The organism is Rhodococcus sp. JS3073, assembly GCF_026810085.1.
In the GTDB taxonomy this organism is placed as follows: Bacteria; Actinomycetota; Actinomycetes; order Mycobacteriales; family Mycobacteriaceae; genus Rhodococcus_F; species Rhodococcus_F wratislaviensis.
Map to the genome: position 1 here is coordinate 4872025 of NZ_CP113951.1, position 23220 is coordinate 4895244.

General features: G+C 63.6%; 18 protein-coding genes and 2 pseudogenes. 5 read left to right on the forward strand and 15 right to left on the reverse strand.

Annotated features, from left to right (window positions below):
- Positions 1-18: 18 nt before the first annotated feature.
- Positions 19-822 (forward strand): hypothetical protein, encoded by an 804-nt coding sequence (locus OYT95_RS22045; protein ID WP_268789057.1) that lies wholly within the window; start codon positions 19-21, stop codon positions 820-822.
- Here OYT95_RS22045 and OYT95_RS22050 read toward each other — a convergent pair whose 3' ends face one another.
- The gene (locus OYT95_RS22050) at positions 823-1269 is read right to left on the reverse strand and encodes a MarR family winged helix-turn-helix transcriptional regulator (RefSeq protein ID WP_268789058.1); all 447 of its coding nucleotides are present in this window, start codon (positions 1267-1269) and stop codon (positions 823-825) included.
- 102 nt (positions 1270-1371) lie between these two features.
- Here OYT95_RS22050 and OYT95_RS22055 point away from each other — a divergent pair, with 102 nt between their 5' ends.
- Complete coding sequence (locus OYT95_RS22055) at positions 1372-3513, forward strand: MMPL family transporter (RefSeq protein WP_268789059.1); 2142 nt, start codon at positions 1372-1374, stop codon at positions 3511-3513.
- Positions 3514-3987: 474 nt separating this feature from the next.
- Here the strand turns inward: OYT95_RS22055 and OYT95_RS22060 are convergent.
- The 9 genes and pseudogenes from OYT95_RS22060 to OYT95_RS22095 form a co-directional block, all read right to left on the reverse strand.
- Positions 3988-4637: pseudogene (locus OYT95_RS22060) on the reverse strand (tryptophan-rich sensory protein).
- Positions 4638-4764: 127 nt separating this feature from the next.
- Entirely contained in the window at positions 4765-5103 is a 339-nt protein-coding gene (locus OYT95_RS22065) for a WhiB family transcriptional regulator (RefSeq protein WP_128640805.1), read from the reverse strand.
- Positions 5104-5823: 720 nt separating this feature from the next.
- Positions 5824-6690 carry an SMP-30/gluconolactonase/LRE family protein gene (locus OYT95_RS22070; RefSeq protein ID WP_268789060.1) on the reverse strand — a complete coding sequence of 289 codons (867 nt, stop codon included), beginning with the start codon at positions 6688-6690 and terminating at the stop codon, positions 5824-5826.
- Entirely contained in the window at positions 6623-6982 is a 360-nt protein-coding gene (locus OYT95_RS44700) for a Dabb family protein (RefSeq protein ID WP_442972568.1), read from the reverse strand. Before OYT95_RS44700 ends, OYT95_RS22070 begins: the two co-directional genes overlap by 68 nt.
- Positions 6983-7078: 96 nt before the next feature.
- A complete protein-coding gene (locus tag OYT95_RS22075) occupies positions 7079-8710 on the reverse strand; it encodes a flavin-containing monooxygenase (RefSeq protein WP_268789061.1) in 1632 nt (543 codons plus the stop codon).
- Between the two features lie 46 nt (positions 8711-8756).
- Positions 8757-10373 (reverse strand): AMP-binding protein, encoded by a 1617-nt coding sequence (locus OYT95_RS22080; RefSeq protein ID WP_268789062.1) that lies wholly within the window; start codon positions 10371-10373, stop codon positions 8757-8759.
- On the reverse strand, positions 10370-11443 hold the full coding sequence (locus OYT95_RS22085; RefSeq protein ID WP_268789063.1) for an acyl-CoA dehydrogenase family protein: 1074 nt from the start codon (positions 11441-11443) through the stop codon (positions 10370-10372). Before OYT95_RS22085 ends, OYT95_RS22080 begins: the two co-directional genes overlap by 4 nt.
- 2 nt (positions 11444-11445) lie before the next feature.
- Positions 11446-12612: an acyl-CoA dehydrogenase family protein gene (locus OYT95_RS22090; protein ID WP_328286564.1), complete on the reverse strand. Its 1167-nt coding sequence runs from the start codon at positions 12610-12612 to the stop codon at positions 11446-11448.
- 19 nt (positions 12613-12631) lie between these two features.
- A complete protein-coding gene (locus OYT95_RS22095; protein WP_128640813.1) occupies positions 12632-13405 on the reverse strand; it encodes an enoyl-CoA hydratase-related protein in 774 nt (257 codons plus the stop codon).
- 669 nt (positions 13406-14074) lie between these two features.
- Between OYT95_RS22095 and OYT95_RS22100 the strand changes: the two genes are divergently transcribed.
- Entirely contained in the window at positions 14075-15325 is a 1251-nt protein-coding gene (locus tag OYT95_RS22100; RefSeq protein ID WP_268789065.1) for a TetR/AcrR family transcriptional regulator, read from the forward strand.
- Between the two features lie 210 nt (positions 15326-15535).
- Here OYT95_RS22100 and OYT95_RS22105 read toward each other — a convergent pair whose 3' ends face one another.
- Together OYT95_RS22105 and OYT95_RS22110 are read right to left on the reverse strand one after the other, a co-directional pair.
- Positions 15536-16363, reverse strand: coding sequence for an SDR family oxidoreductase (locus OYT95_RS22105; protein WP_268789066.1), 828 nt, complete (start codon positions 16361-16363; stop codon positions 15536-15538).
- Positions 16364-16387: 24 nt separating this feature from the next.
- The gene (locus OYT95_RS22110) at positions 16388-17941 is read right to left on the reverse strand and encodes an aldehyde dehydrogenase family protein (RefSeq protein WP_128640816.1); all 1554 of its coding nucleotides are present in this window, start codon (positions 17939-17941) and stop codon (positions 16388-16390) included.
- A gap of 133 nt (positions 17942-18074) precedes the next feature.
- Here OYT95_RS22110 and OYT95_RS22115 point away from each other — a divergent pair, with 133 nt between their 5' ends.
- Complete coding sequence (locus OYT95_RS22115; protein WP_268789067.1) at positions 18075-19319, forward strand: PucR family transcriptional regulator; 1245 nt, start codon at positions 18075-18077, stop codon at positions 19317-19319.
- A gap of 180 nt (positions 19320-19499) precedes the next feature.
- On the opposite strand, the gene OYT95_RS22120 is transcribed toward OYT95_RS22115, so the two are convergent.
- Positions 19500-20120: a TetR/AcrR family transcriptional regulator gene (locus tag OYT95_RS22120; protein WP_268789068.1), complete on the reverse strand. Its 621-nt coding sequence runs from the start codon at positions 20118-20120 to the stop codon at positions 19500-19502.
- A 91-nt stretch (positions 20121-20211) separates the two neighbouring features.
- Between OYT95_RS22120 and OYT95_RS22125 the strand changes: the two genes are divergently transcribed.
- Entirely contained in the window at positions 20212-21573 is a 1362-nt protein-coding gene (locus OYT95_RS22125) for a cytochrome P450 (RefSeq protein WP_268789069.1), read from the forward strand.
- Here the strand turns inward: OYT95_RS22125 and OYT95_RS22130 are convergent.
- Positions 21529-22305: pseudogene (locus OYT95_RS22130) on the reverse strand (SDR family oxidoreductase); the annotation flags it as partial. The gene OYT95_RS22125 and the pseudogene OYT95_RS22130 overlap by 45 nt on opposite strands.
- 614 nt (positions 22306-22919) lie before the next feature.
- Positions 22920-23189 (reverse strand): response regulator transcription factor, encoded by a 270-nt coding sequence (locus tag OYT95_RS22135; RefSeq protein ID WP_128640822.1) that lies wholly within the window; start codon positions 23187-23189, stop codon positions 22920-22922.
- Positions 23190-23220 lie beyond the last annotated feature (31 nt).

The following is a 23220-nucleotide window of genomic DNA, read 5'->3' on the forward strand; positions in this document are numbered from 1 at the left end:
GTACGGAAGGGACTTATCGTGAAGAAGATCGTGCGTACCGCCGCCCTGGTGTTTCTCGCCGGGTCGGTGGGCTACTACCTGTGGTACGGCCTCGGCGGTCGGGGCCGGACGAACTACGGAATCGACGCGCTGTCGTGGGTCGGCCCACAGATGATCTGGCCGATCGTCGCGGTCAGCATGGTCGTGGTCTGTTTCGCCGTCACCGGCGACAGTGTGCTGGCAGCGTTCACGGGGCGGAACAGTGCCGCGTTCCGGCACGGAGCGGTCGGAATCGGGACCGTGCGGTCGGTGCGTCAGACGGGCATGACGCTCAACGATCAACCGGAAGTGCGGATCGATCTCGGCGTCGAGGGCGCCGACGGCACGATGTTCGAATCACACGCCCGGATGATCGTGCCCCTGACCGAGTTGGCGCTTCTCCGTCCGGGTGTCGTCCTCCCCGTCCGCTACCTTCCGGACCGCACCGACAAGGTCGAGATCGACCGCTCGGGAGACGTGTCGACGGCGCAGGACGCGTTGAACCGATCCATGATTCGGCAGGGAATCACCACCCCGGGCAAGCTCGACATCGCGGCACGCGGCATCCCCGCGCAGGCGGTGGTGCAGTCGCTCAGTGTGCCCGGCGAGATCCGCAACGGGAATTCGAAGGCCGAACTCGGGCTCGCGGTCACCCGGCCCGACGGCACGACGTTCACCACCCGCGTCGAGAAGTTCCTGCCGCCGCGCAGCGTCGGGCACGTCCAGGTGGGCCGGGTGGTGACGGTGCACTATCTGCCGGCAAACGAGCAGGAGGTCGTCATCGCCCTGCCGGCGAATGTGTGATCAGGTCTCGGTCTCGTCCCGGGGCGGAAGTCCCAGCGACCGGACGAGGAGGAGGAGCTGTTCGCGCAGCGGCCCCACGTCGCCGACCGCGGCGGTGAGGGCCGCATCCTCCTTCTCGAGGGTCAGCAGGTGGCGGTAGATCGCGCGCCCCGACTCGGTGATCGCGACCCGCTTGCGCCGCTCGTCGAGCGGATCGGTTTCCCGGGTGACGTACCCGGCTCGTTCGAGGCGGTCGATGGTGCGGCTGATGGTCTGGTCCGTCACCCGTGAGGCCTTCGCGATGTCCCGCTGCGAGGCCGGCCGGTCGGCGATCGTGTGCAGGCAGATCAGACCCGCGTGAGTCATGTTCTGTGACCGGAGAATGTCCTCCCACGAGTGCTCGACCAGCCGCGCAGCCGTGGACAACAGCCGTCCGGTGGGCCACTCGTCCATGCCGTCGCTCGTCATTTCTTCGCCTCCATTTGCAATTTGCTCAGCAGGCTGAACAAAATAGGAACATCGCAATCCGGACATCCGGTCGTCGAACGCACCGCCAGCATTGGAGAGCACGTGACCACAACTGCCCGCCCACGCCCGGTTCGTCGCCTGCGGTGGATTCTGCCAGCCCTACTGTTGATCGTCTGGCTCGCTGTCGGCGGTTTCGGTGGCCCGTTCGCCGGCAAACTGTCCACGGTCCAGCAGAACGACAGCACGTCGTTCCTGCCCGCGTCGGCCGAGGCCACCGAGGTGTCCGCGCTGCAGAAGGGGTTCACCGACACGCAGTTCGTGCCGGCGATCGTCGTCGCCGAACGGACGTCGGGGATCACCGCCGCCGACACCGAGTTCCTCGCCGGCACCGCGAACTCCTTCGCCGGTTCGGAGGGATTCGGTGACGAGGTGTCACCGCCGATCCCGTCCGCCGACGGCCGGGCGCTGCAGATGTTCGTGCCCGTCGACAGCGCTGGCGAGGTCGGTGACAGTGTCACGGAACTCCGGGACGCGCTCGGCGCCGCACCGGACGGTCTCACCGTCCTCGTCACCGGGCCCGCCGGTCAGGTCGCGGATCTGTCCGCGGCGTTCGCCGGAATCGACGGACTGCTGCTCCTGGTCGCGGGTGTCGTGGTCATCCTCATCCTCATCGTCGTCTACCGCAGTCCAATCCTTCCGTTCGTGGTGATCACCTCCGCGGTCTTTGCGCTGGGACTGTCGAGTCTCCTCGTGTACCTGCTCGCCGACGCCGGCGTGATCGCGCTGAACGGTCAGAGTCAGGGAATCCTGTTCATCCTGGTATTCGGTGCCGCGACCGACTACGCACTGCTCCTCGTGTCCCGCTACCGCGAGGAACTGCGGATCGAGCAGGACAAATACCGCGCCATGCGGACGGCGTGGCGGGCCACGCTCGAACCCGTCGCCGCGTCCGCGGGCACCGTCATCGCCGGCGTGCTCTGCCTGTTGCTGTCCGATCTCAACTCCAACCGCGGTCTCGGACCGGTGGCGGCCATCGGCATCGCGGCGTCGTTCGTCGCGTCGATGACGTACCTCCCCGCGCTGCTCGTGCTCCTCGGCCGGACGGCGTACTGGCCGAGGAGGCCCGCATTCGACGCACGGCACGCAGAGAAGGACGAGGCCGCCGACCACAAGTTCTGGGCCGCACTCGCGGCACGGATCGGTGCGCATCCACGCCGATTCTGGGTGGCGTCCAGCCTGGTGCTGGTGCTCTTCGCGCTCCTGATGCCCCAGTTCGAGGCAAGTGGTGTCGCCGAGTCGGAGACGTTCCTCCTCGACGTCGATTCCGTTGCGGGCCAGCAGATTCTCGGCGATCACTTCGACGCCGGCTCCGGTTCGCCGGCAGTGATCATCGCGAACGAGGGCTCCCGTGAGGCGGTAGTCGACGCTGCCCGGGTCGACGGAGTCGGCGACATCACCGTGCTGTCCGCCCCCGGCACGCAGGCACCACTGGTGGTGGACGGCCGGGTGGCGATCGAAGCCACCCTGACCGATCCGGCCGATTCCCTCGCGGCCGAGGACACCATCGTCCGCCTGCGTGAGGCCGTCCATCCGATCGTCGGCGCCGACGCCCTGGTCGGCGGCACCACCGCCACGGACCTCGACACCAAGACCACGTCGACGCGTGACCGCACGCTGATCATCCCCGTCGTGATCCTCGTGGTGTTCGCGATCCTGTGCCTGCTGCTGCGGTCGATCCTCGCGCCGCTGTTGCTGATGGGCACAGTGGTGCTGTCCTTCGCTGCGACGTTGGGCATCTCGTCCCTGGTCTTTGAGCACATCTTCGGATTCCCGGGTGCCGATCCCGTCGTCCCGCTGTTCGCGTTCGTGTTCCTCGTCGCCCTCGGAATCGACTACAACATCTTCCTCATGACCCGGGTCCGGGAAGAGGCCCGGCGCATCGGCACCCGCCGCGGGGCACTGCGCGGCCTGACCGTCACCGGTGGCGTGATCACGTCGGCGGGAGTGGTTCTGGCGGCGACCTTCTCGGCGCTCGCCGTCATCCCGCTGATCTTCCTCGCGCAGATCGCCTTCATCGTGGCGTTCGGAGTGCTCCTCGACGCCCTCCTGGTGCGGTCGCTCCTGGTGCCTGCCCTCACCGTCGACATCGGGCAGAAGATCTGGTGGCCGAGCAAGCTCGCGTCGGCGCCGGAGCCCGACGAGAACGTCTCTGCGGAGCCGGAATTGGACTCGAGTCGTATGTGAGCGCGCTCGGCGAATGCCGCAAGCGTGATGCCTGCCTGTTCGCTCATGGTCGCGCAGCCGAGCCTGGCTCGATTAACGGCACAGCGGGACTGCGCAGTACAACTTGAATGTCGGTGCAGTCAGTAGGGACGCGACCACGGCCGGTGATCGTCTGGAGGTCCAGTTCTGCGACCCGGGCACGACCTCGACCGCCGATCCGGCCCGTCCTGGCCTACCTCGATGAGGTGACGGCCGTGGCGGAAGCGGGACATGTGCGGTCGCCTCTCGAGCTCGAGAGTTATCGTCCCCTGGTTGGTTGACCTCCGCACACGACGACTTCGTTCTCGTCGGGGACGTTCCATGTTCGGCGTCGGAAGACCAGTGTTTCGAGGAGAAGATGCGGGCGCAGTTGTGGGGCGGCCAGGACGGGTGTGATCGGGGGAATCTGTCGGCCACTACAGATCGCTCGTGGTCGACCTGCCAAGCACTACACGATTACGGGTTCGTGACCGTGGGCTCGCCGGAACGTGCGCGGGGTAGCCGGGCGATCGCGGTCGCGACGATGGCCAGCGCGGCGGCCGTCAGCGCGGCGATGGCGGCGGGCTGTGAGGTGGAACCGTCGCCGGTGGTCCGCGCGACGGCGATGTTGGCGACCACCGCGACACACACCCATCCGAGGTACACGAACGCGGTGGCGTCGACCACGATCGCCTCGACACGACTGGACGGCTTCATGTTGGTCAGGATGTCGAACACGACAACCAGCACTGCGAGTAACGCGAGAATGGTCAGGACGCTGAGCCACAGCAGTTCGAACTGCACGCAGACTATCCACGCCGCGTTCAGGATCATCGCCGCGGCGAGCCACCACCCGGCGCGGCGTTGCCGAGGATCGGTGCGGTGCCTGCCAGATCGCGAGCGCGAGGAACCCGAGGTAGATCAGGGTCCAGATGGAGAAGGCAGGCCCGGCCGGGGGCCACCGCGGTGGCGTCGGCGGCGAGGGCGCCGTCGGCGACTTGGGAGATCGGGGTTCCTACCAGCGCCCCTGAGCCGACGATCGAACCCACGACCGCCACCACCGTGGAGAGGATCACGACGAGCACACGGGCCTCGTCGTTCGGGGATGATTCGATCGATCCGCTCATGGTCACTCCTTTGCGGGAGAACGTCCGTTGTCGACGATAGGGACTTCCGGAGTGCCGTCTGCCGGTTTGCGGAGAGACGTTCGCAGGTCCAGTGCGGAGCCGTGCCGGGGTATCGATGTCGTGTTCGTCACGTGCGCGAGCAGGGAGAGCGGTGGTGGTGTGGTGCCGGAGCGTGTGTGGCGTCGCGGTGGCGGGCTGGGACGCGGGTGCGTCGGGTGTGGCGGGTGCGCTCGTTTTCGGACATGCCACCCCAGATGCCGTAGGTCTCGGTGGCGGTGAGGGCGTGGGCTCGGCACTGTGCGAGTACGGGGCAGTTCTGGCAGATCTGTTTGGCGCCGCGCTCACGTCGGGCGCGGTCGTGGCCGCGTTCACCGTCGGGGGAGAAGAACAGGTTGGTGTCGGTGCCGCGGCAGGACGCGCGGTGGTGCCAGTCCCGGTCGGGGGAGTGGTGGAAATGATCAGGCACAGCGGGGTGGGTCGCTTTCGGAGGGGACCGGTGGGCCGATCCGTCGGTATGGGCAGAGCGTGCGTGGCTGGCGGGCCTGGGCTTGTTGCCGCGGTGTGCCAGGCGGATCGGTGTGGGTTGGCGTGGCCTCCCGGGAAACAACCACGGCGTAGTGATTTTCATCCGAAGGTGTTGTGCGACGTGACCCCTCGACACATCGCGGTGTCACTTCTGATGCCCGGGGGGCGGCAGTCGGGTAGCGGCAGCGACAGACCTGGGTCCGGGACTGTGATAGGTGCGGCACCACGTCCGCAGGGCGTGTCGGTGCGTTGATGCCTGGGCTCGACATCGGTGGGACCGGGACGAACCCGGATGATCCACACTCGGTCACCTCTAACGAGGTGGTAAACGGTGTGCAATTGATGGTAGCGACACGGCGAACGATACTGAAGGGTATCGCTCGAAAGTAACTGGCGTCACATCCGCCGTCTCGTTCGCGAGCGTCGCCCGTGACCGGCTTAATCGCCACGTCCGGGATCGAGATGTTGCCTGACTGGCTCGGACGGTAATCCGGCGCTTCTCGGGCGGTGTTCGAGAGGCGGACGGGGCGACGCTGTCGGTGGATATCGACGTGAGGGCTTCGGGCGGGTCGGCGTGCGCCGTATCGACGGTCGACAAGATCGCCCGCGATGAACCCTGCCTTCTGTGACGATCGTGGTGTTCACGCCTGTCTCCTCACGTTCAGATGGACGCCGGAACTCCGGTGCGCCCGACCTGCGCGACGGCTACATGAGCGGTCGAGCGTCCTTCGTGAAACTCTTCGAGCGTCGTTGTGTTGCAGCAGAGGTAGAGGGTGTCGAGGTTCTCTCCGCCGAAGGCACACGCCACTGCCCACGTGTCGGTGACCTCGACCTTATCGGTGATCTGGCCGCCTTCGACGACCCGATAGAAGCCACTGTCGGCGCCGAGGGTCAACGCATTCCCGAACCAGAGGCCGCCGTCACTATCCAGGGCGATGCCATCGGGATGAAACGATTCGTCGAGCTGCGCCCATACTCGGTGGTTGGTCAAACCGCCATCTTCCGCCATGTCGAACGCGCTGATGCGGTGCGGGAAGGTTTCCGCGACCAGCAGGGTGCCATCGGGGGTACGTGCGCAGCCGTTGGGGAAGATCAGATCTCCAGGAACCTGCGAGACGCTGCCGTCGGCACGGATGTGGACGAGGTGAGTCGGCTTCGGATCCTCTTCACCGAGCGCGAATCCGAAATTGCCGGCATAAGCGTCGCCCGCCGGTGAAACGTACAGGTCGTTGCCGATCCCTCCAGCAAGTGCGCTGAAGTCGGCATACTGCTCGAGCTTGCCGCCGGCGGTGATGCGATACACCGACCGCTCGTTCTGCGAGACGACAAGAGGTGTCCCGTCGGGAAGGAAACCGAGTCCGGACGGTTGTCCGGGCACTTTGGTTATCGGCGTTGCGGCGCCGTCCTCAGCGAAGGTGAGCACCTGTTCGCTGAAGAAGTCGCTGGCCCAGAGTTTTCCGTCATGCCAGCGAGGTGCCTCGAGAAACTGATGCCCGGTCGAGAATGCTGTGGGTTGGTAGATAAGCATCGCGTGAACTCCTTAGTCCGTGCGGGTTGAGGTACTGGGTGATTGTCACTCGGCTGTCAGGAATTGGGTCCCCGAGCCAGGATTCACACTTGGGCACGATTGTGGACTGGATCAGCTCCTTGTGGAGAGGGTGGTCGAGATACTGCTGGAAGTCGGCTTCGTCCTGGAAATGGGGAACCAGTGCGCAGCTGGCGTTGTTCGGTCGCTTTCCGAGGTCGGTACCGTGTCGGACATTGCGCGCGTACGGTATTTGGTCGCCGAAAAATTTGAAATCCGTTTGGAATTCGTCGATTTTAACTGGTCGAGATGGACGGCTTGAAGATGAATGTCACGACATGTATGACCATGTCTACCCTCGGGTTCCGCTCGGGTGGCTGGTCAGGTGAGATCAGACGAGTTCGAACTGCTCCTGATATCCACCGGCAGCGGCCTTCTCGAGGATCTCGAGGTATACCGAAAGACCGCCGGGATACATGAGCATTTCGACGGTTTTGCCGGGCACGTTGGCGCCCATGTACCAAGACTTGGCCAGCGGGAAAAGGGTGGCCGAGGTCAGCTCTGCGATATGCGCACCCCAATATTGCTGGGCTTCCGGCTTGGCCTCGATACGGGTGTAGCCGTTGTTCCGCATGTGCTCGACGATTTGGATCAGATGTTCGCCTTCAAGTTCGGCGCATGTCGGACCATTGCAGAATGCGTTCGGGCTCTGGGGCCCGTAGACGTACAGAAGATTCGGGAAGCCTACTGTCGCCTTGCCCAGTGCTGTCCGGCTGCCGCCGCGGAACACCTCCTCGAAGGTCTCATTGCTTGTGCCGCGAATATCGATGGCAGTCAAACCTCCGGTGACCGAGTCGAAGCCGGTGGCCAGCACGATGACATCGACTTCGTGTCGGGTTCCGTCCGCGGTGACGATGGCGTCACTGGTGACCTCCCGGATCGGATTGGCAGAGGAATCGACGAGCTCGACATCGTCACGGCACAGGCTCTCGAAGTAGTTCTGCTCCAGGGAGACACGCTTGACGCCCCACGGATGGATCGGCTCGGTCGGTGCAAGCAGTTCCACCAGCTCCGGCCTGGTGATACGTTGACGTGTCTTGTCCCGCCAGAACGCATACAGGATGTCGTTGTCGTCCTTGTCGAACAGGACATTCAGGAAGCCACCCAGCCAGGGCTGCAGTCCACCGTTGGTCCAGAGTTCCTCGAGTATTTCGTTGCGACGTTCCTCGCTCAGATCCTGGAGGTTCTCTTTGAGGAAGTCATAATCGAAACCGGCCCAGGTGTTCTTGCGGTTGGCGAATCGCTCCGGGTAGGTCTTCTTCATCTCGGCATTGTCCGCCTCAGTGAGCGCTTGCTGATTCATCGGAAGCGCGGTGTTGGGGGTGCGCTGGAACACCGTCAGATGATCTGCGACCTTCGAGGCCTCCTGGATTACCTGGATGCCGCTGGCTCCGGTGCCGATGACGGCGACCCGCTTGCCCGCAAGGTCGTAGCCCTCCAGTGGCCAGCGTGCTGTGTGGAAGTAGTCGCCCCCGAACTTCTCGAGGCCAGGGAGGTTGGGGAAGAGGGGCTTGGAGCCGGCACCGAGACACATGATCACGAACCGCGCCTGGGTGGTGAATTCCTCACCGGTGCGCTCGTTGCGGGAGACCAATGTCCACTTATGGGTTTCTTCATCGAACCGGCCTGCCAGGACACGGGTCTCGTAGCGGACGTCTTTGCTCAGGTCGAGCTTCTCGTCGACGTATTCGAAGTAGCGAACCAGCTCGTCACGACCGGGGTACATCTCGCTCCAGTTCCAGTCGCGCCAGAGCTCTTCACGCGAGAACTGGTAGACCGGCGCCCAGGTATCGACGCGTGCACCTGGATAGGAATTCCAATGCCAGACGCCGCCGAGTCCGGTGCCGGCCTCGTAGATCTTGACGTTATAACCGAGGGTGCGCAGCCGGTCGAGCTGGTAGACGCCGGAGAAGCCGCCGCCGATGACGAGGACGTCGAGCTCCTCGAGGAGTGTGGTATTCACGGGATTTTCCTTTCGGAAGGGGTACGAGGGAGATGGGGGAGTGCGATCAGACAGCGTTGTCGGAGATCAGAGCGTCTCGGATTCGGTCACGCAGGACGAACTTTTGGATCTTGCCTGTCGCCGTCCGCGGTAGTTGTTCGACGACTTCGAGCCGCTCGGGCAGCTTTTGGGTAGCCATCCGATGTTCGCGCAGGAACGACGTGAGCTCGTCCAGGGCAGGTGGATGCGCCTGGTCGCTCGGAACCACATAGGCGCAGATGCGTTCGACCATGATCGGGTCGGGCATGCCGATCACTGCGATATCGGCAATACCGGGATATTCGAAGAGCAGGTCTTCGATCTCCTTGGCGGAAATGTTCTCCCCGCCCCGGACGATGATGTCCTTACGCCGGCCGGTGATCTGGATGTACCCGTCCTCGTCGATCACCGCCAGATCACCGGTCCGAAACCAGCCATCCGAGGTGAAGGCATCCGCATTGAGTGTCGAATCGAGGTATCCGGTGAACAGGTCAGGGCCGCGAACCTGCAGATCGCCGACCGCGCCCGGGGGGACCGGAGTGTCGTGCTCATCGACAGTCCTCGCTTCTGCGGACCCGATGGGACGCCCGTCTGTGGTGGCGCGCTTGTCAAGCGGATCGCTCGCGTTTCCGCCGGACAGAGTCGGGAATTCGGTCGATCCGTAGATGCGGGTCGCGGTGCAGCCCAGCTGCTCCTCGGCCTGCCGGATCAGTTCGGGGGGTACGTCGGCGCCACCGCAACCAAAAACCCGCAGGGTGATGTCGTACTCGGCGCGATCCGGGTGGTGTACCAGTCCGTGCAAGAAGGGTGTGGCACCGATGACGAACGTGCAGCGTCGGCGTTGCAGCAACTCCAGGCCGGCGCCGGGGTCCCAGATATCTTGGAACACGACATGGCTGCCGAGCATGAACGGCAACTGCAGTCCGTACAGAATGCCGGTGATGTGACCGACCGGTGAGGGCATGTACACGATGTCCTCGCCGGTCAGATCGAAGAGTTCGATGATGCTCCGGTTCTCGTAATCCAGGCTTTCGTGGGTGTGTAGAGCACCCTTCGGATCGGAGGTGGTTCCGGATGTGTACAGAAGCAATGCGATATCGGTGCTGGCCTGCTCGACGGGATTGTCGAGTGGAGTTGCTTCCGAGAGGAGGTGGTCGAACTCGTTGGCGGAACCGCGAACGGTGATCACATGCTCGAGGTCGGGAAGCGTGGGCGCCAGCTCGTCGAACATCCCGCGGTGGTCGAAGGTGCGGAACATGCCGGGCGCAAACGCGATACGCGCTCGCGATTGCTTCAGAATGAACTGCACTTCGCGATGTCGATAGATCGGGATGATCGGGGTGGAGACGGCGCCGATCCGCAGCGCACCGTGATGTACGACGATCGCTTCAAGCCAGTTCGGCAACTGCCAGACCACCGAGTCGCCCGGCCGGATCCCACGTTCGAGTAGCACGCCGGCCAACTGGCGGATCATGGCGTCGAGTTCGGCATAACTGACCTGACGATCGCCATCGACCACAGCCAGCCGATCGGGGTGATGGTGTGCATACTCGGCCAAAGCAGAATCGATCGTGCTGTGGGTCCACTCGCCGCTGGTGAGGTAGCGGTCGCGGCGCGCGGAATCGGTGTGAGTTGCGGTGATCATCGGTCGAATCCGTCGGTCAGGCGCCGCGAACCGATGAGTGCGTGGAGTTCGTGCTCGTCCCCATACCAGGTTCGCAGGGCGAGGACGCGGCGGTAGTACCAGTGTAGGTCGTATTCGGTGGTGAAGCCGATCCCGCCATGCAACTGCAAGGCGTCCTCGACCACCTGTCGTCCGGCGCCGGCGGCATAGGCCTTGGCCGTCCACGTTGCCATCTCGATGTCGAAATCAACCTCGGCAGAGGCAATATCGGAAACCGTTGCCTCGCAGAGCGCCTCTATCGAGATGGTCGCCTGTGCCATCGACGCCGCAATGTGTTTCACGGCTTGGAATGATCCGACGGGCTTGCCGAATTGCTGGCGCTGCGCGACGTACTCGACAGTTTTCTCTAGCATACGGCGGGCGATACCACTGATTTCGCAGGCGCTGAGAAGCCGGAACCATGCCCGGATCTGTCGTAGGAGTGTGGCCGCTTCGATTCCGGTGGCGAGGATCTCGGCGGCGGTGACAGTTCGCGATGCGATCTCCAGGCGCACGTAATGCGATGTGGGATCAGAACTGGTGATCGGCGTGAGCGCCAGCGCCGGGTCGCTGCCCGGTAGGAGCAGCAGCGCCGGTCCGTCCGGGCCGTCGACTGCCAGTACCAGCGAGTCGGCCTCGGCGCCGAAGCGTACGAGTTCGATCGTTCCCTGGATCTGCCCCGATTTCATGTGCACGGAACCGATCGAGGATGCCCAGTCGAGGGTGACGGCAGGGTCGGCGAATGCGACGAGCGAACCTTCGGGAATGTCGAGGTACGCCGGCAGGATCAGTTGCTCGACCAGGGGGCCGGGTACGAGCCGATCACCGACCAAGGCGATCAGACCGGCGACCGCGGTCAGGTCGATTCCTAGACCACCGCGGTTTTCGGGGCGGGTCAGCTCGAACCAGCCGAGGCCGTCGAGTTCGGCCATCAGATCCGGGTCCCAGCCGCCCCCGCTGAGCAGGGCATGACGGTAGTCGGATGTGACACGGCGGTCAAAGAATTCGCGGATCGGGGTGACGAGATCCACGTCAGGTGCGGTGAGACTCATCATCAGCTCCTGGGTAGGCCGAGCAGCCGCTCGGCAACGATGTTGCGTTGGATCTGTGATGTACCGCCGTATATCGATGCGGCACGCGAGAAGTAGTGATCGTGAATCAACTGCGCGGCGTTCAGCCCGAGAGGTTGTGATTCGGTGTCGAGGCGGAACGGTCCGAGGAGATCGGCGAGGGCGCGACCGACCACCTGCTCTGCGTCGTTGAGGACGAGCTTGTCGATCGAGTCGAGCGGATGTGGTCCCTCTTCGTCGATCAGGCGTTGCACAGTTCGGCGGATCTGAGCATCCAACACCCGCAGCGCCACGTGTGACTCTCCGATGGCAGTGCTGATCCGACGATTGGTCGTCGATTCCGGGGAGGTACCTCGTAGTCCGTCGATCGTCTTCTCGACACCCCAGCCGATCTCCACCTGTCGGCGCATTGCATAGTTGCCACGTTCCTGAGACAGGGTGTCGAGGGCAATTCGCCAGCCGTCGTTTTCCTTGCCGACCAGGTTGCCGACCGGGACTTCGACGTTGTCGAAGAAGACCTCGCAGAATTCGGCATCGCCTGTCATCTGGACGAGTGGACGGACGGTGATTCCGGGGGAACTCATGTCGACGATGAGGTAGGAAATGCCGGCGTGCTTGGGTTCGGCGTCGGGGTCGGTGCGGCACAGCAGTGCGCACCAACTGGCCTGATTGCCCCAACTGGTCCAGACCTTCTGTCCGTTGACGACGTACTTGTCCCCGTGGCGAAGAGCGCGGGTCCGCAGTGATGCGAGGTCGGAGCCGGCAGAGGGTTCGGAGAACCCCTGACACCAGATGTCTTCGCCGGCGAGCAGCGGTGGCAGAAAACGGGAGCGCTGCTCGGACGAACCGTACCGGTGGATCGAGGGGCCGACCACATCGAGGCCGATCAATCCGATAGGGGCGGGTGCATGAGCGCGCGCCAGCTCCTCGGAGAAGACTTGCTGGTGCCGGGCGGTGAGGCCACGTCCGCCGGTTTCACGTGACCATCCCAGCCCCATCCATCCGGCATCGAATAGTGTGCGCTGCCATCGACGGAGGACGTTGAACCGTTCCTCCAGCTCCAACGGCACGGTGGGGATCTCTGTTTCGGCAAGCCACCTCCGAGCCTCGCGCCGCAGATCGGCGATCGCGGTGATCTGCTCGACCGGCACAGGTGAAACAGCATTCATCTCATGCTCCCGTGTAGGCCGGTGCGCGATGCTCGAAGAATGCTGCTACGGCCTCTTTGGCGTCTGAGTAAGCGGACAACTCGCCGGAAAGACCCTGCTCGAACTCGTAGCCGCCCTTGAGGTCCTGGTATTCGATCGCATTGAGGCTGCGCTTGGCGAACCGCAACGTGACCGGGGAGTGCCGGACCATCTTGGCCGCCACGTCGTAGGCTACGTCGAGTAGCTGATCGGAATCGACGACTTTCAAGACGCCGCCCTGCTGCGCGAGTTCCTCGGCAGACAGCGGTTCGCCGGTGAGGTGCAGATAGCGGACCAACTGCTGCGGTACCAGGCGTGAGGCATGTTTGGCGCCGCCCATCACACCGACGTTGACCTCGGGAAGCGTGAAGGTGGCGCCCTTGGCTGCCACGACCAGATCACACGACGCTGCCAGGGCTAATCCGGTGCCCACGGCCACTCCGTGGACAGCTGCGATCACCGGCAACGGGCAATCGTAGATCGACCAGAATGCTTCACGGACCGCAAGCATGCGCTCTCCGGCGTTTTCCGGCGTCATCGTCTGGAATTCGGTGAGATCGTTGCCGCCGCAGAAGTGCTTGCCGGCGCCGGTCAAGACGATCGCCCGAGCCTCGGGGAGGTACTCCTCCGTGTGGGTGAAGAACCACTTGATCTCTGCGTACATCTCCCGGGTGACCGCGTTGACCGGCGGGCGGGTAAGCCAGACCGTGCCTACCTTCTGATCGGTCTTCCATTGCAGAAATTGCAGATCCTTCATCGAAGTTCCTTTGTTCGAACGGACGTAAAGCAGAAGCTGTGACCGGCCGGGTGCGGATGGTCGCCTCCGTGAGGAAGCATGTCCTTGATCCTTAGTGGTTTGCTTCACTAACCGGGTGTGCTGCTACTCACATTAGTAGGCCCCGCTCCGTGGGTATGTCAATAGCTCTTATCTGAGAATGTGAAACTGCTCAGAGCCGGAGAGTTCAGAGGATGCATGGTTGATTTTTCGTTCATTCGGATGCATATGACCTGTTAGGGCCGCAAATACCAGGCCGCGAGTGCTGCCGATCCGCGAGTGAACCGCGGCAGTGCGAGGGGGCGCGTCCCCGGGTCTTGAGCCGAAAATGTCAGGCGAACGTATCTTTCATCGAATCAAGCAGGTAGCATCATGAAAAGGAAGTTGTCCATGACCCTTATCGCAAGTTGTGCATACTGTTCGGACTGCGGCCGTAGTGGAGACTTCACCTACGCTCGGGCGCAGTGCGCCTGCGCCGCCTCGCGTGGGAGGAGGCATTGTGTCTGATCGGCCCTCGAACGGCGGCAGTGCGGGATACTGCGGGGGACCGTCCGCCGCCGGTATATCGTCAGAAGGCTGTATTAACGGCTGCGCCGCCAGTCCGGACATCGTGTGCATTCCATATGGGCCTCGAGGAGGAAAGGGGGCGTCGTGACCGCATCGCAAACTGTGAAGGCGTCCACTGCCACGCGCCGGCGACCCAGTGACCGGCGTGCGCAGATACTCCACAACGCCAGTGAATTGTTCACGAAATACGGGTTTCACGCCGTGCGGATGGAAGACATCGCTGAGGCAACCGACGTCACCGCACGGGCGATCTACCGGCACTTCGCCAACAAGCAGGATCTACTGTCGCAGGTGGTCCTCGAAGACCAGGACCGACTGCTCATGGCAGCCCAATCCGCCGAGCGCTCCGAAACCGGCGTCTGCAGCTTAGAGGAGTTATTGACGCGAATGGTCGAGGCATCACTGGAGAGCCTTCGACTCGGCCCCCTATGGCAGCGAGAAGCACGGCACCTCACCGCCGATGACTTCGAGCGAGTGCGCGAGGGTACTCGTCGCATCGGAGGCGCGGTGCGAAGGGCCATTGAAAAAGCCGATCCCTCCAAGAGCAGATTCGGTGCCGACGTACGCGCGTGGATGGCGGTGAGCATCATCACCAGCCCAGGGCACTGCGACCGGTCACTGTCGCAGCGTCGCCTGTCCCCACTACTGGTGTCTGCTGCGTTGGCAGCCATCCATACCCCCGAATTCGCGTCAGCGTCACCCGAGCCCCGCGATGCGCCAGCGGCGGAGGCTCCAGTCGCAAACGAACGACCAGGTACATCACGTCGCGAACAGATCATCGCAGCAGCGGCGCACGCGTTCCGGGAGCGCGGATTCGGTGGAGTCAGCCTCGACGAGTTCGGCATCGCAGGCCCTGCCGTCTACAGGTACTTCGACAGCAAGGCCGACATCCTTTCCGCCATGATCATCCGAGTACAGGAATGGATGGCCCTGGAGAGCTCCAGGGCCATGCATCACAGCGCCTCCGATGAACAGGTCATCGAAGGCCTCGTGAGAGGTTATGTTCGTATCGCAACCGAAGCAACGGATCTGTTCGCGGTTTCAGTTACCGAAGCCCTCAACCTCCCCGCTAGTGCTGCCGAGCGTGATCGGCGAATCCGCCAGGACGACCTCGCCGAATGGGTCAAATGGCTACGAACCTCGCGTTCAGAAGTCACCGAGGCAGACGCACTCGCGCTGGTGAATGCGGTTCGCACAGCACTCAACGATCTTGTCCGTATTCCGCACCTTTCACGACACGCCGAGTTCCCCGACGAGCTAGTTGCGTGCTCGATGAATGCTCTTCTAAATACCCCGATGCCATCGGCACGATCGGGTCGGCGGCGTGATGAATAACGGAGTAGGCGCCGGCGATGGTTGCGATCGCGACAAGAGCGCTGTACCTATCGCGGCTTTCCTCACCCTCATGATCTAGGTATCGCCCCAAGTCTGCAAGGCTTCCCAGGACGCCCCGCCGTCGACGACGAAGGATGAGACACTCAACACCCGATAACCGTCCCATGGCTGGGACTTCGTGACCTGCATGACCTGCATCCGAAAGTCTGCTCAGCTGTGACGAGCCCGCTCTTCGTAGGCCTGCCTCGCAGTGATGTCGACGTCTTCCAGAAACACTCTGTCCGTGTGGAGCGCACGGGTGAGCGCTTCGCTGATCCGACGAGGGAAGAACTTCTGACTCGCGGCGAGGGCGCCGACGAGCTTGGTCACCCGCACCTTCGGTTTGGGGCATTCGATCAATGCCACGATGGCACGCGCAATGTCCTCCGGCTCGGCGTTCTTGAGTCCAGGGAGCCCCTTGGTGCCGGCAGTCAGCTCGGTGTTGACGAAAGACGGGAGCACCGCGGAAAACTCGATTCCCGTTCCGCGGTGCTCCACCCGCGCCGCGTCCGTGAAGCCGACGACGGCATATTTGCTGGCGCAGTAGGTGGCCAGCCCTGGGGTGTAGATTTCGCCTGCGAGTGAGGCGATATTGACCACGTGCCCACGGCCGCGCGGCAGCATTCGCCGAACAGCCAGTTTGGAACCGGTGATCACCCCGAGGACATTGATATCGAGGATCCGGCGGGTGACTGCATCGGGCTCGTCCGCGATTCGGCCGGCGGGCATGATGCCGGCGTTGTTTACGAGCACGTCGATAGGTCCGAGCGTTGCTTCCACGTCGTCGAGGAAGGCCCCGAACGATTCGGCGTCCGTCACGTCGAGCTTCCGGTAGCTGACCAGGCCGAGTTCGGTCGCGGACTCCTTCAGCTTGTCCTCGTCTATGTCCCCGATCGCCACCTTCGCGCCGAGCCTGGTCAGGGCCGTGGCGGTCGCGAACCCGATTCCGCGGGCACCGCCGGTGATCGCGATGACGCGACCGTGCCGAGATTGTGTCATTTTCCTTCTGTCCTTCTGTCGTCGTTACAGGGAGTTCGAGCGGCTTGTCACGGACAGGCGGCGGCGCGGGTCGCGCGCGACGAGGGCGCGCAGCACCCGGCCGACGAGACGACCGCGGCCGGGTGCGTACGGATACCAGAGCAACTCCCGCTTCATTGCGGGTCCGCGCGGCACCGTGATCGCCTGCTGCCGGGTGTACTTCCGAACTCCATATTCACCACCGAATCGCGCGCCGAGACCAGACTGCTTCCATCCCCCGTGCGGTAACCCCAGCGCGAACAGGTTGGAGAAGGCGTCGTTGATGTTCACCGCGCCGGCTTCGAGCCGGCGCGCGATCGCCTCGCCGCGGGCCCGATCTCCGCACCACACCGTCGCGGACAGGCCGTACTCGGAATCGTTGGCCAGGCGCGCGGCTTCGTCGGCGTCGGCGACCTTCACCACCGGGATCGTGGGCCCGAACGTCTCCTCCCGGATACAGGCCATCGAATGGTTCACGTCGACGAGGACCGTCGGCTCGAAGAAGGTGCCAGCGCTCCCGGCCTTGCCGCCGGTCAGCGCCGTGGCGCCGCCGTCCACAGCGTCGGCGACGTGTCGGGCAACGAGGTCACGCTGGGCCTGTGTAGCCATCGCACCGACATCGATCCGATACCCGTCGCCGTCGTCACCCTGTCGGAGCGAGCCGACGAGTGCCACCAGTCGCGCGACGAATTCGTCGTACACGGGCGCCTCGACGTAAACGCGTTCGATCGACACGCACACCTGTCCGGCGTTGAACAGTCCGCCCCAAGCGATTCCGGATGCCGCGCGGTCCAGGTCCGCATCCGCCAGCACGATGGCCGGATCTTTGCCGCCGAGTTCGAGACTGCATGGCACCAGCCGCTCTGCGGCCCGCACGGCGATCGCTCGACCGGTCAGGGTGGAGCCGGTGAACTGCACGAAGTCCACCGAATCCACTACCGCTGCACCCGTGTCGCCGAGGCCAGTGAGTACCGAGAAGACCGGGGGTGCACCGATTTCCGACCATCCCCGAGCTAGTTCGACGGCTGACAACGGCGTTACCTCAGACGGCTTGAGCAGCACCGCCGCACCAGCGAGCAGCGCCGGTATGATGTCCATCGCCGGCATCGCGAGCGGGAAGTTCCACGGGGTGATCACACCGACCACCGGGTAGGGGCGGACGGTCTTGATCAGTCGCTTTGTCATCGACAGCGGCCCGTGCGGTTTCACCCGCTCGTCGGCGAGAAATTTGCCGGCGTTGTCCGCGAAGTAGTTGATCAGGTCGCACGCGAGCGCAGGCTCGATGGCTGCTTCGGCACGTGGCTTCCCGGTCTCGGACCGCAGCACGTCGATGAGGTGGCGCTCATTGTCGAGAAGCCAGTCCCGCAGCTTCCGCAGCCACGCGGCCCTTCCTTTCGGCCCCAGCGCTTCCCACTCGGGTTGGTGGGCGCGCAGTCGACGGACGGCATCGGTCACTGCCTCGGAACTCTCGTCCGGTACACGCGCGACGAGGCGGCCGTCGGCGGGGCAGTGCACGTCGATGTCGTCGCACCTCGTGTGCGCCTTGCTTCCGGATCTCATGTGAACCCCGCCTCCTATGATGCACGACACTTCCTATTAGAATTGCACAACCAATCCGCACGTTTCTTAGCGAAATCAGCCAATTGGGCCCTCGTCATTTGTGCTCTGGGTCCAATTAGAAGGAGGTATCGACGTGTCCGCTGACGACATGGTGCTTGCCTGGCTCCGGGAGTTCGCTGCGGAGGCGCTGGTGCCCGGCACCCTGGATGGTCTCGTCGCGAGGTTCGACGCCGTGATAGTGGCCGAGGTTCCCGAGGTTTCCGCGGACCGAGAGTTGCGACGGGACCTCGATGCCAGCACCCGTGACCAAGGGCGCGCACTGCTGGTCTGGCTCACCGGAGACTCCGCGGAGGTGGACCTCCCACCCGCGGCACATGGTCTCGCGCGCACAATCGCCCGACGGGGCCTGCATCTGAGGGTATTGATGCAGATCTACCGAGTCGGCCAGAAAGCTCTGCTGAGATTCGCCGCGGAAACAGCAAGTGAGCGCATCACCGACCCGGTATTGGAACCGAAAGTCCTGATTCGGCTACTGGAGCGAGCGAATCACTGGCTTAACGTCTCATTGGAGGTACTCGCGGATACCTACAGCGAGGAACGAGAGCGGGGATTGAGCGGCGCGTTCGCCCGGCAGGCAGAAACGGTGCAGGCGATCATCCGAGGCGAGATCGCCGATGCCGTGGCAGCCTCGAATCGTTTGAATTACCCCTTGCTCGTGCATAACACCGCACTTGTGCTGTGGCTCGAGGACACACAGTCGAATCAGGCCGAGGACGAGATCGGCGTTCTGGACTCCGCCGCCCGTACGGTTGCGGCCAAGATCGGGGCTCGGCAAATGCTTACTGTGCCGTCCGGATCGCGAGGGCTCTGGGCATGGCTGGCGGCGGAAGTCGAGCCGGATCTCACTGCATTGGACATCGGTCCGGACATCCCGGCCGGGATCCGGATCGCGATTGGTAACCCGAGCAAGGGAATTCAGGGATTTCGGCAAAGTCACACCGAAGCTATTGCTGCTCAACATATCTCGGAATCTCGACCGGCCGAGACTCAGCTCATTTGCTATGGGGACGTCGAAATTGTCCACCTGCTCGACGGCCATCCCGACGCGGCGAGGGCGCTGGTTTCCCGTGAACTGCGCGGCCTTGACGGTACCGACGCAGCCTCCGCAATGCTGCGCCGGACGCTGCGCGGCTATCTGACCGTGAACCGCAGTCCGGACGCGGCTGCTCGGGCGCTCGGCGTGCATAAGAACACCGTGCGTTACCGCATCCAGCGCGCCGAGGAGTTGCTCGGCCGCCCCGTCGGACCGAACAGGCTGAAGCTGGAACTCGCGCTCGAATACGCCGACACCTACGGTCCGGTCGTTCTGAAGGAGTGAAAAGGCACCTCCGTCGGCGAGTGCGCCCCAAGCGCTGGCCCTACACACTGATCGATGCCGCACAGTTCAAGTGTTGGGTAGCCGCGTGTACAGCATTTCGTCGCAGCGTCAGGACCTTGCCTTTCCTGTGCATCGAGGGCGTCTGCCTCGATCACATTACGAACCCAAGCACCGCGCCCCTCATCGGTGTGCGGTGGAGGTGAATTGATATGTTGCCGCATCGACGATCTCGCCGGGCGTGATGGAGATCTCGTCGTTCAACCATGCGGTGACCAGCTCGGCCAAGCCGCCCACAAACAGCAGTCCGTTGATTTCACCTTGATGTGGTGGCCACGCTCGATCTCCGTACATGCGCGTGGCTTCGTCCGCCACCATCTGAGCGAAGCCCCGCAGTGCTGCGCGTCGGTGGGTGCGCAGAGGTTCGGACGCGGCGGATTCGATCATCGCAACCCGTCCCTTGCGTGGATCTTCGGTGAGGATGGTGACGAACGACGCGATGGCATTTCGTACGCGTTGTTCGTTCGTCCCGGTGCTCGCTCGAAGCGCATCCAGTCCCGCCTGACGGACCTCGGCGGCGATGCCGTCCAGGACCTTCTGTAGGAGTTCGTCTCTGCTGGTAAAACTTTCGTAGAAGTATCGCTCCGTCAACTTGGCGTGCGCGCAGATGGCGGTCATGGTGGCGCCGCCCTTACCTGTGGCTGCAAACACGTCCAATCCCGCCTCGAGCAGACTCTCGCGGCGCAGTGCTGCACGTTGGTCGCCGCTCAGTCCAGCGTATCGACGGGGCGTAGGGGGAGTCATGGATCGATATTGACAGACGTGATCTCGATGGCGCAGACTACGCTCATCTGACAGGAGGCGCTGTCAGATGAGACGGGAGTTGAGGTTCGTCATGTCCAAGATCCTGGCCGTTCCACCCGCGCAGTCGCAGTTGCACCCGGTCTCGGGGCGATCGGGGCTGCCCGGCGTCGGGCACGTACTCGAATACATCCGAGATCCACTCGCATTGATGCAAAAGCATTGGGACCGTTACGGCGAGGTCTCCTGGTTCTCGATGGTCGGTCGGCGTTGGGTCGCAGTCCTCGGACCCGACGCATGCCAGGAAGTGCTGCAGAACAAAGATCGGGCATTCGTCAACGGTGACGGCTGGTCGGTGCTGATCGGCCCCTTCTTTCACGGTGGCCTCATGCTTCTCGATTCGGAAGAACATCTACGACACCGTCGAATCATGCAGCAAGCCTTCACCCGGTCGCGCCTCGAGAATACCGTCGACGTTCTCAACCCGGCGATCGATTCGGCGCTCGACGCCTGGACTCCCACCGACGGATTCCGCGCCTACACGGCGCTCAAGACGCTCACTCTCGATCTCGCCACCGACATTTTCATGGGTGGCGCGGAAGGGTCTACCGAGAGCGAGATTTCCTCGGTGAAAAAGGCTTTCGTCGATTGCGTGCAGGCGGCAACCTCGGTGGTCCGCTATCCGGTCCCGGGGACCAGGTGGAAGCGAGGACTAAACGGACGCCGAGTCCTGGAAGACTTCTTCCGGCAATACCTACCGGCGCGTCGATCACACGAAACGGACGACCTGTTCTCCGTGCTCTGTCACATCGAATCCGAAGCAGGACAACGCTTCAGCGACGACGAGGTGGTCGATCACATGATCTTCCTCCTGATGGCCGCGCACGACACCTCCACGATCACCATCTCCACGATGATGCAGTACCTGGGTCAACACCCGCAGTGGCAGGACAAATGCCGGGCGGAGTCGCTCGCGTTGGGGACCCCGGCGCCGAGTTATGCCGATCTAGACGGACTGGACAGCCTCGATCTGGTCATGAAGGAATGCCTCCGGATCGTCTCTCCGGTGCCGGTCATGGCGCGCCGAGCGGTTCACGACACCCAGGTGCGAGGGCACTTCGTGCCTGCGGGAACCTACGCGGCGGTGGTGCCACATTTCACCCACCACATGTCGCAGTACTGGCCCGAACCCGAGCGTTTCGATCCCGAACGCTTCGCGGAGCATCGACGTGAAGACAAGGTGCACCGATATGCCTGGGAGCCCTTCGGTGGTGGCGTGCACAAATGCCTCGGAATGCACTTCGCCGGCGCCGAGATCAAAGCAATCATGCATCATCTCCTCCTGCGCTTCGACTGGCACGTCGACGCCGACTACGTCGCCCCACTCAACTTCACGTCCTTGCCGTTCCCCTCAGACGGACAACCTGTCGACCTGCGTTTGCTCGCTACTTCTTGAGGAAACTGGGGTGGTCTGGCGGATCAGTCCGAGCAGTTGCAGGTTGGTGATGTATTTGACGATGATCGGCGCCGAGACGTGCGGGATGTCTTTGTCTGGGCCGAATTTCGCTTCCTGCACCGCGGCCCGGAAGCGCACGGTGGGCGCGATGGACCCGCGGATTGGCATTTCGGGTCGTTGATAGTTGTGCAACAGCGGCGGTAGAGAGTGCTGGCGCTGCTGTTCTGGCAGGGCACGGATGGCCGTCTCGAACCGCTGCAGCCAGGTGTCATAGTCGGGGATGCGCTGGATCGAGTAACCGGCATCGATCAGCCAGTCGACGTACTCGTCGAGCCCGATACCGTCGTCGTACGGGTTCATCACGTGGTAGGTCTCGAACGCGTCCACCACCCGTTCGCCGAGGGTGGCCATCGCCTCGGCGATGAAATCGACGGGCAGTCCATCGTAGTGCGCGCGTGCCCGGTTGCCGTTGGCGTCGAGTTCGTAGAACGACCCGGGCGCGACGCCGGTGGCGACCAGGCTCAGCATGAGCCGGGTGAACATGTCCGGCACGTTGAGCTGACCGACGTACCTGGTGTCCGCCAGGATCATGTCGCAGCGGAAGACCGCGACGGGCAGGCCACACAGGTCGTGGGCCTCGCGCAGCAGCACCTCCCCGGCCCATTTGCTGTTCGCGTAGCTGTTGGCGTAGCGGTCATCGATCACTCGTGTCGGGCTGATGACCCGGATGTCCGTTCGAGCCATTCCAGCGGGGTTCGTTCTGTTCGTCGAGGCGATGTCCCAGCTGCAAGCCGACGACCACGGCTTCGACGACCTCGTCTCGATGCGCCCGCCCGAGGCGGCGGCACCATAGACGGACGCCACACGCGCCATTCCATCGAGCGCCGCGCAAACCTCGAAATCCGACCTGCAGGAGGATCCGCTCCCGGACCAGGCGAGGCCCTTACGGCGGGCATGTCGTGGGCGCAGATCGCCGCGCAACTCGGCGTCCCACCCCCAGTCGTCCGCGACCACGCCGCTCTGACCGATCACGACTGGCAAGAAGCGATAGTTGCCCATGAGAATGCCCGGGCAGCACGGCTCAACGACCAAGCCCTGTACCGGCGATCCGAGACGCCCTGAGGACCCGAGACCGCACGCCGGCCGGTCCGCACGACGAACAGTAGGAAACTAGTCATGGAGACGGCCCGTCGCCGTCTGCCACCCTCGGTCGTCGCGACACAGCGTCAGGCCGAGAATTCCCGGCCACGCCCGTCGGATCCTCCGCACTGAACAAGGCCGACGGGTCACCCCCCTACAACGCTCAGACCTGTTAGAGCCGTTAGAGAATGCAGCGGACCGTCGCATCAGAGCTCGGCGAGGGACACCAGCCCGTCCTGCAGCGCCCGGATCAACAGTCCGGACTTGTCGGCAACGGGGCGCCCGGCGGCAGCGTACTTCGCTCGGATCCGGATCAGGTGGGTGTTGATCGTGCCCAGGCTGATTCCCAGATCGGACGCGGCAACCGTCTTCGATTCACTACGCAGCCACAGGCGGAGAATCTCCAGCTCGCGCGGTGTCAGCGTGGGCCGCCGTTCCGTTTCCCCGACGGAGTCGGGCGTGGGGTCTGAAGTCATCGCGATCTCACCTTCTCCGAGCCGCAGCGCT

Excerpts from the sequence above, each read along its gene's own strand:
- OYT95_RS22050 (WP_268789058.1), bottom strand. The coding sequence starts at position 1,269 with ATGACGAGCGACGGCATGGACGAGTGGCCCACCGGACGGCTGTTGTCC.
- OYT95_RS22070 (WP_268789060.1), bottom strand. The coding sequence starts at position 6,690 with ATGCTTATCTACCAACCCACAGCATTCTCGACCGGGCATCAGTTTCTC.
- OYT95_RS22080 (WP_268789062.1), bottom strand. The coding sequence starts at position 10,373 with ATGATCACCGCAACTCACACCGATTCCGCGCGCCGCGACCGCTACCTC.
- OYT95_RS22085 (WP_268789063.1), bottom strand. The coding sequence starts at position 11,443 with ATGAGTCTCACCGCACCTGACGTGGATCTCGTCACCCCGATCCGCGAA.
- OYT95_RS22095 (WP_128640813.1), bottom strand. The coding sequence starts at position 13,405 with ATGAAGGATCTGCAATTTCTGCAATGGAAGACCGATCAGAAGGTAGGC.
- OYT95_RS22105 (WP_268789066.1), bottom strand. The coding sequence starts at position 16,363 with ATGACACAATCTCGGCACGGTCGCGTCATCGCGATCACCGGCGGTGCC.
- OYT95_RS22110 (WP_128640816.1), bottom strand. The coding sequence starts at position 17,941 with ATGAGATCCGGAAGCAAGGCGCACACGAGGTGCGACGACATCGACGTG.
- OYT95_RS22120 (WP_268789068.1), bottom strand. The coding sequence starts at position 20,120 with ATGACTCCCCCTACGCCCCGTCGATACGCTGGACTGAGCGGCGACCAA.
- OYT95_RS22125 (WP_268789069.1), top strand. The coding sequence starts at position 20,212 with ATGTCCAAGATCCTGGCCGTTCCACCCGCGCAGTCGCAGTTGCACCCG.
- OYT95_RS22135 (WP_128640822.1), bottom strand. The coding sequence starts at position 23,189 with ATGACTTCAGACCCCACGCCCGACTCCGTCGGGGAAACGGAACGGCGG.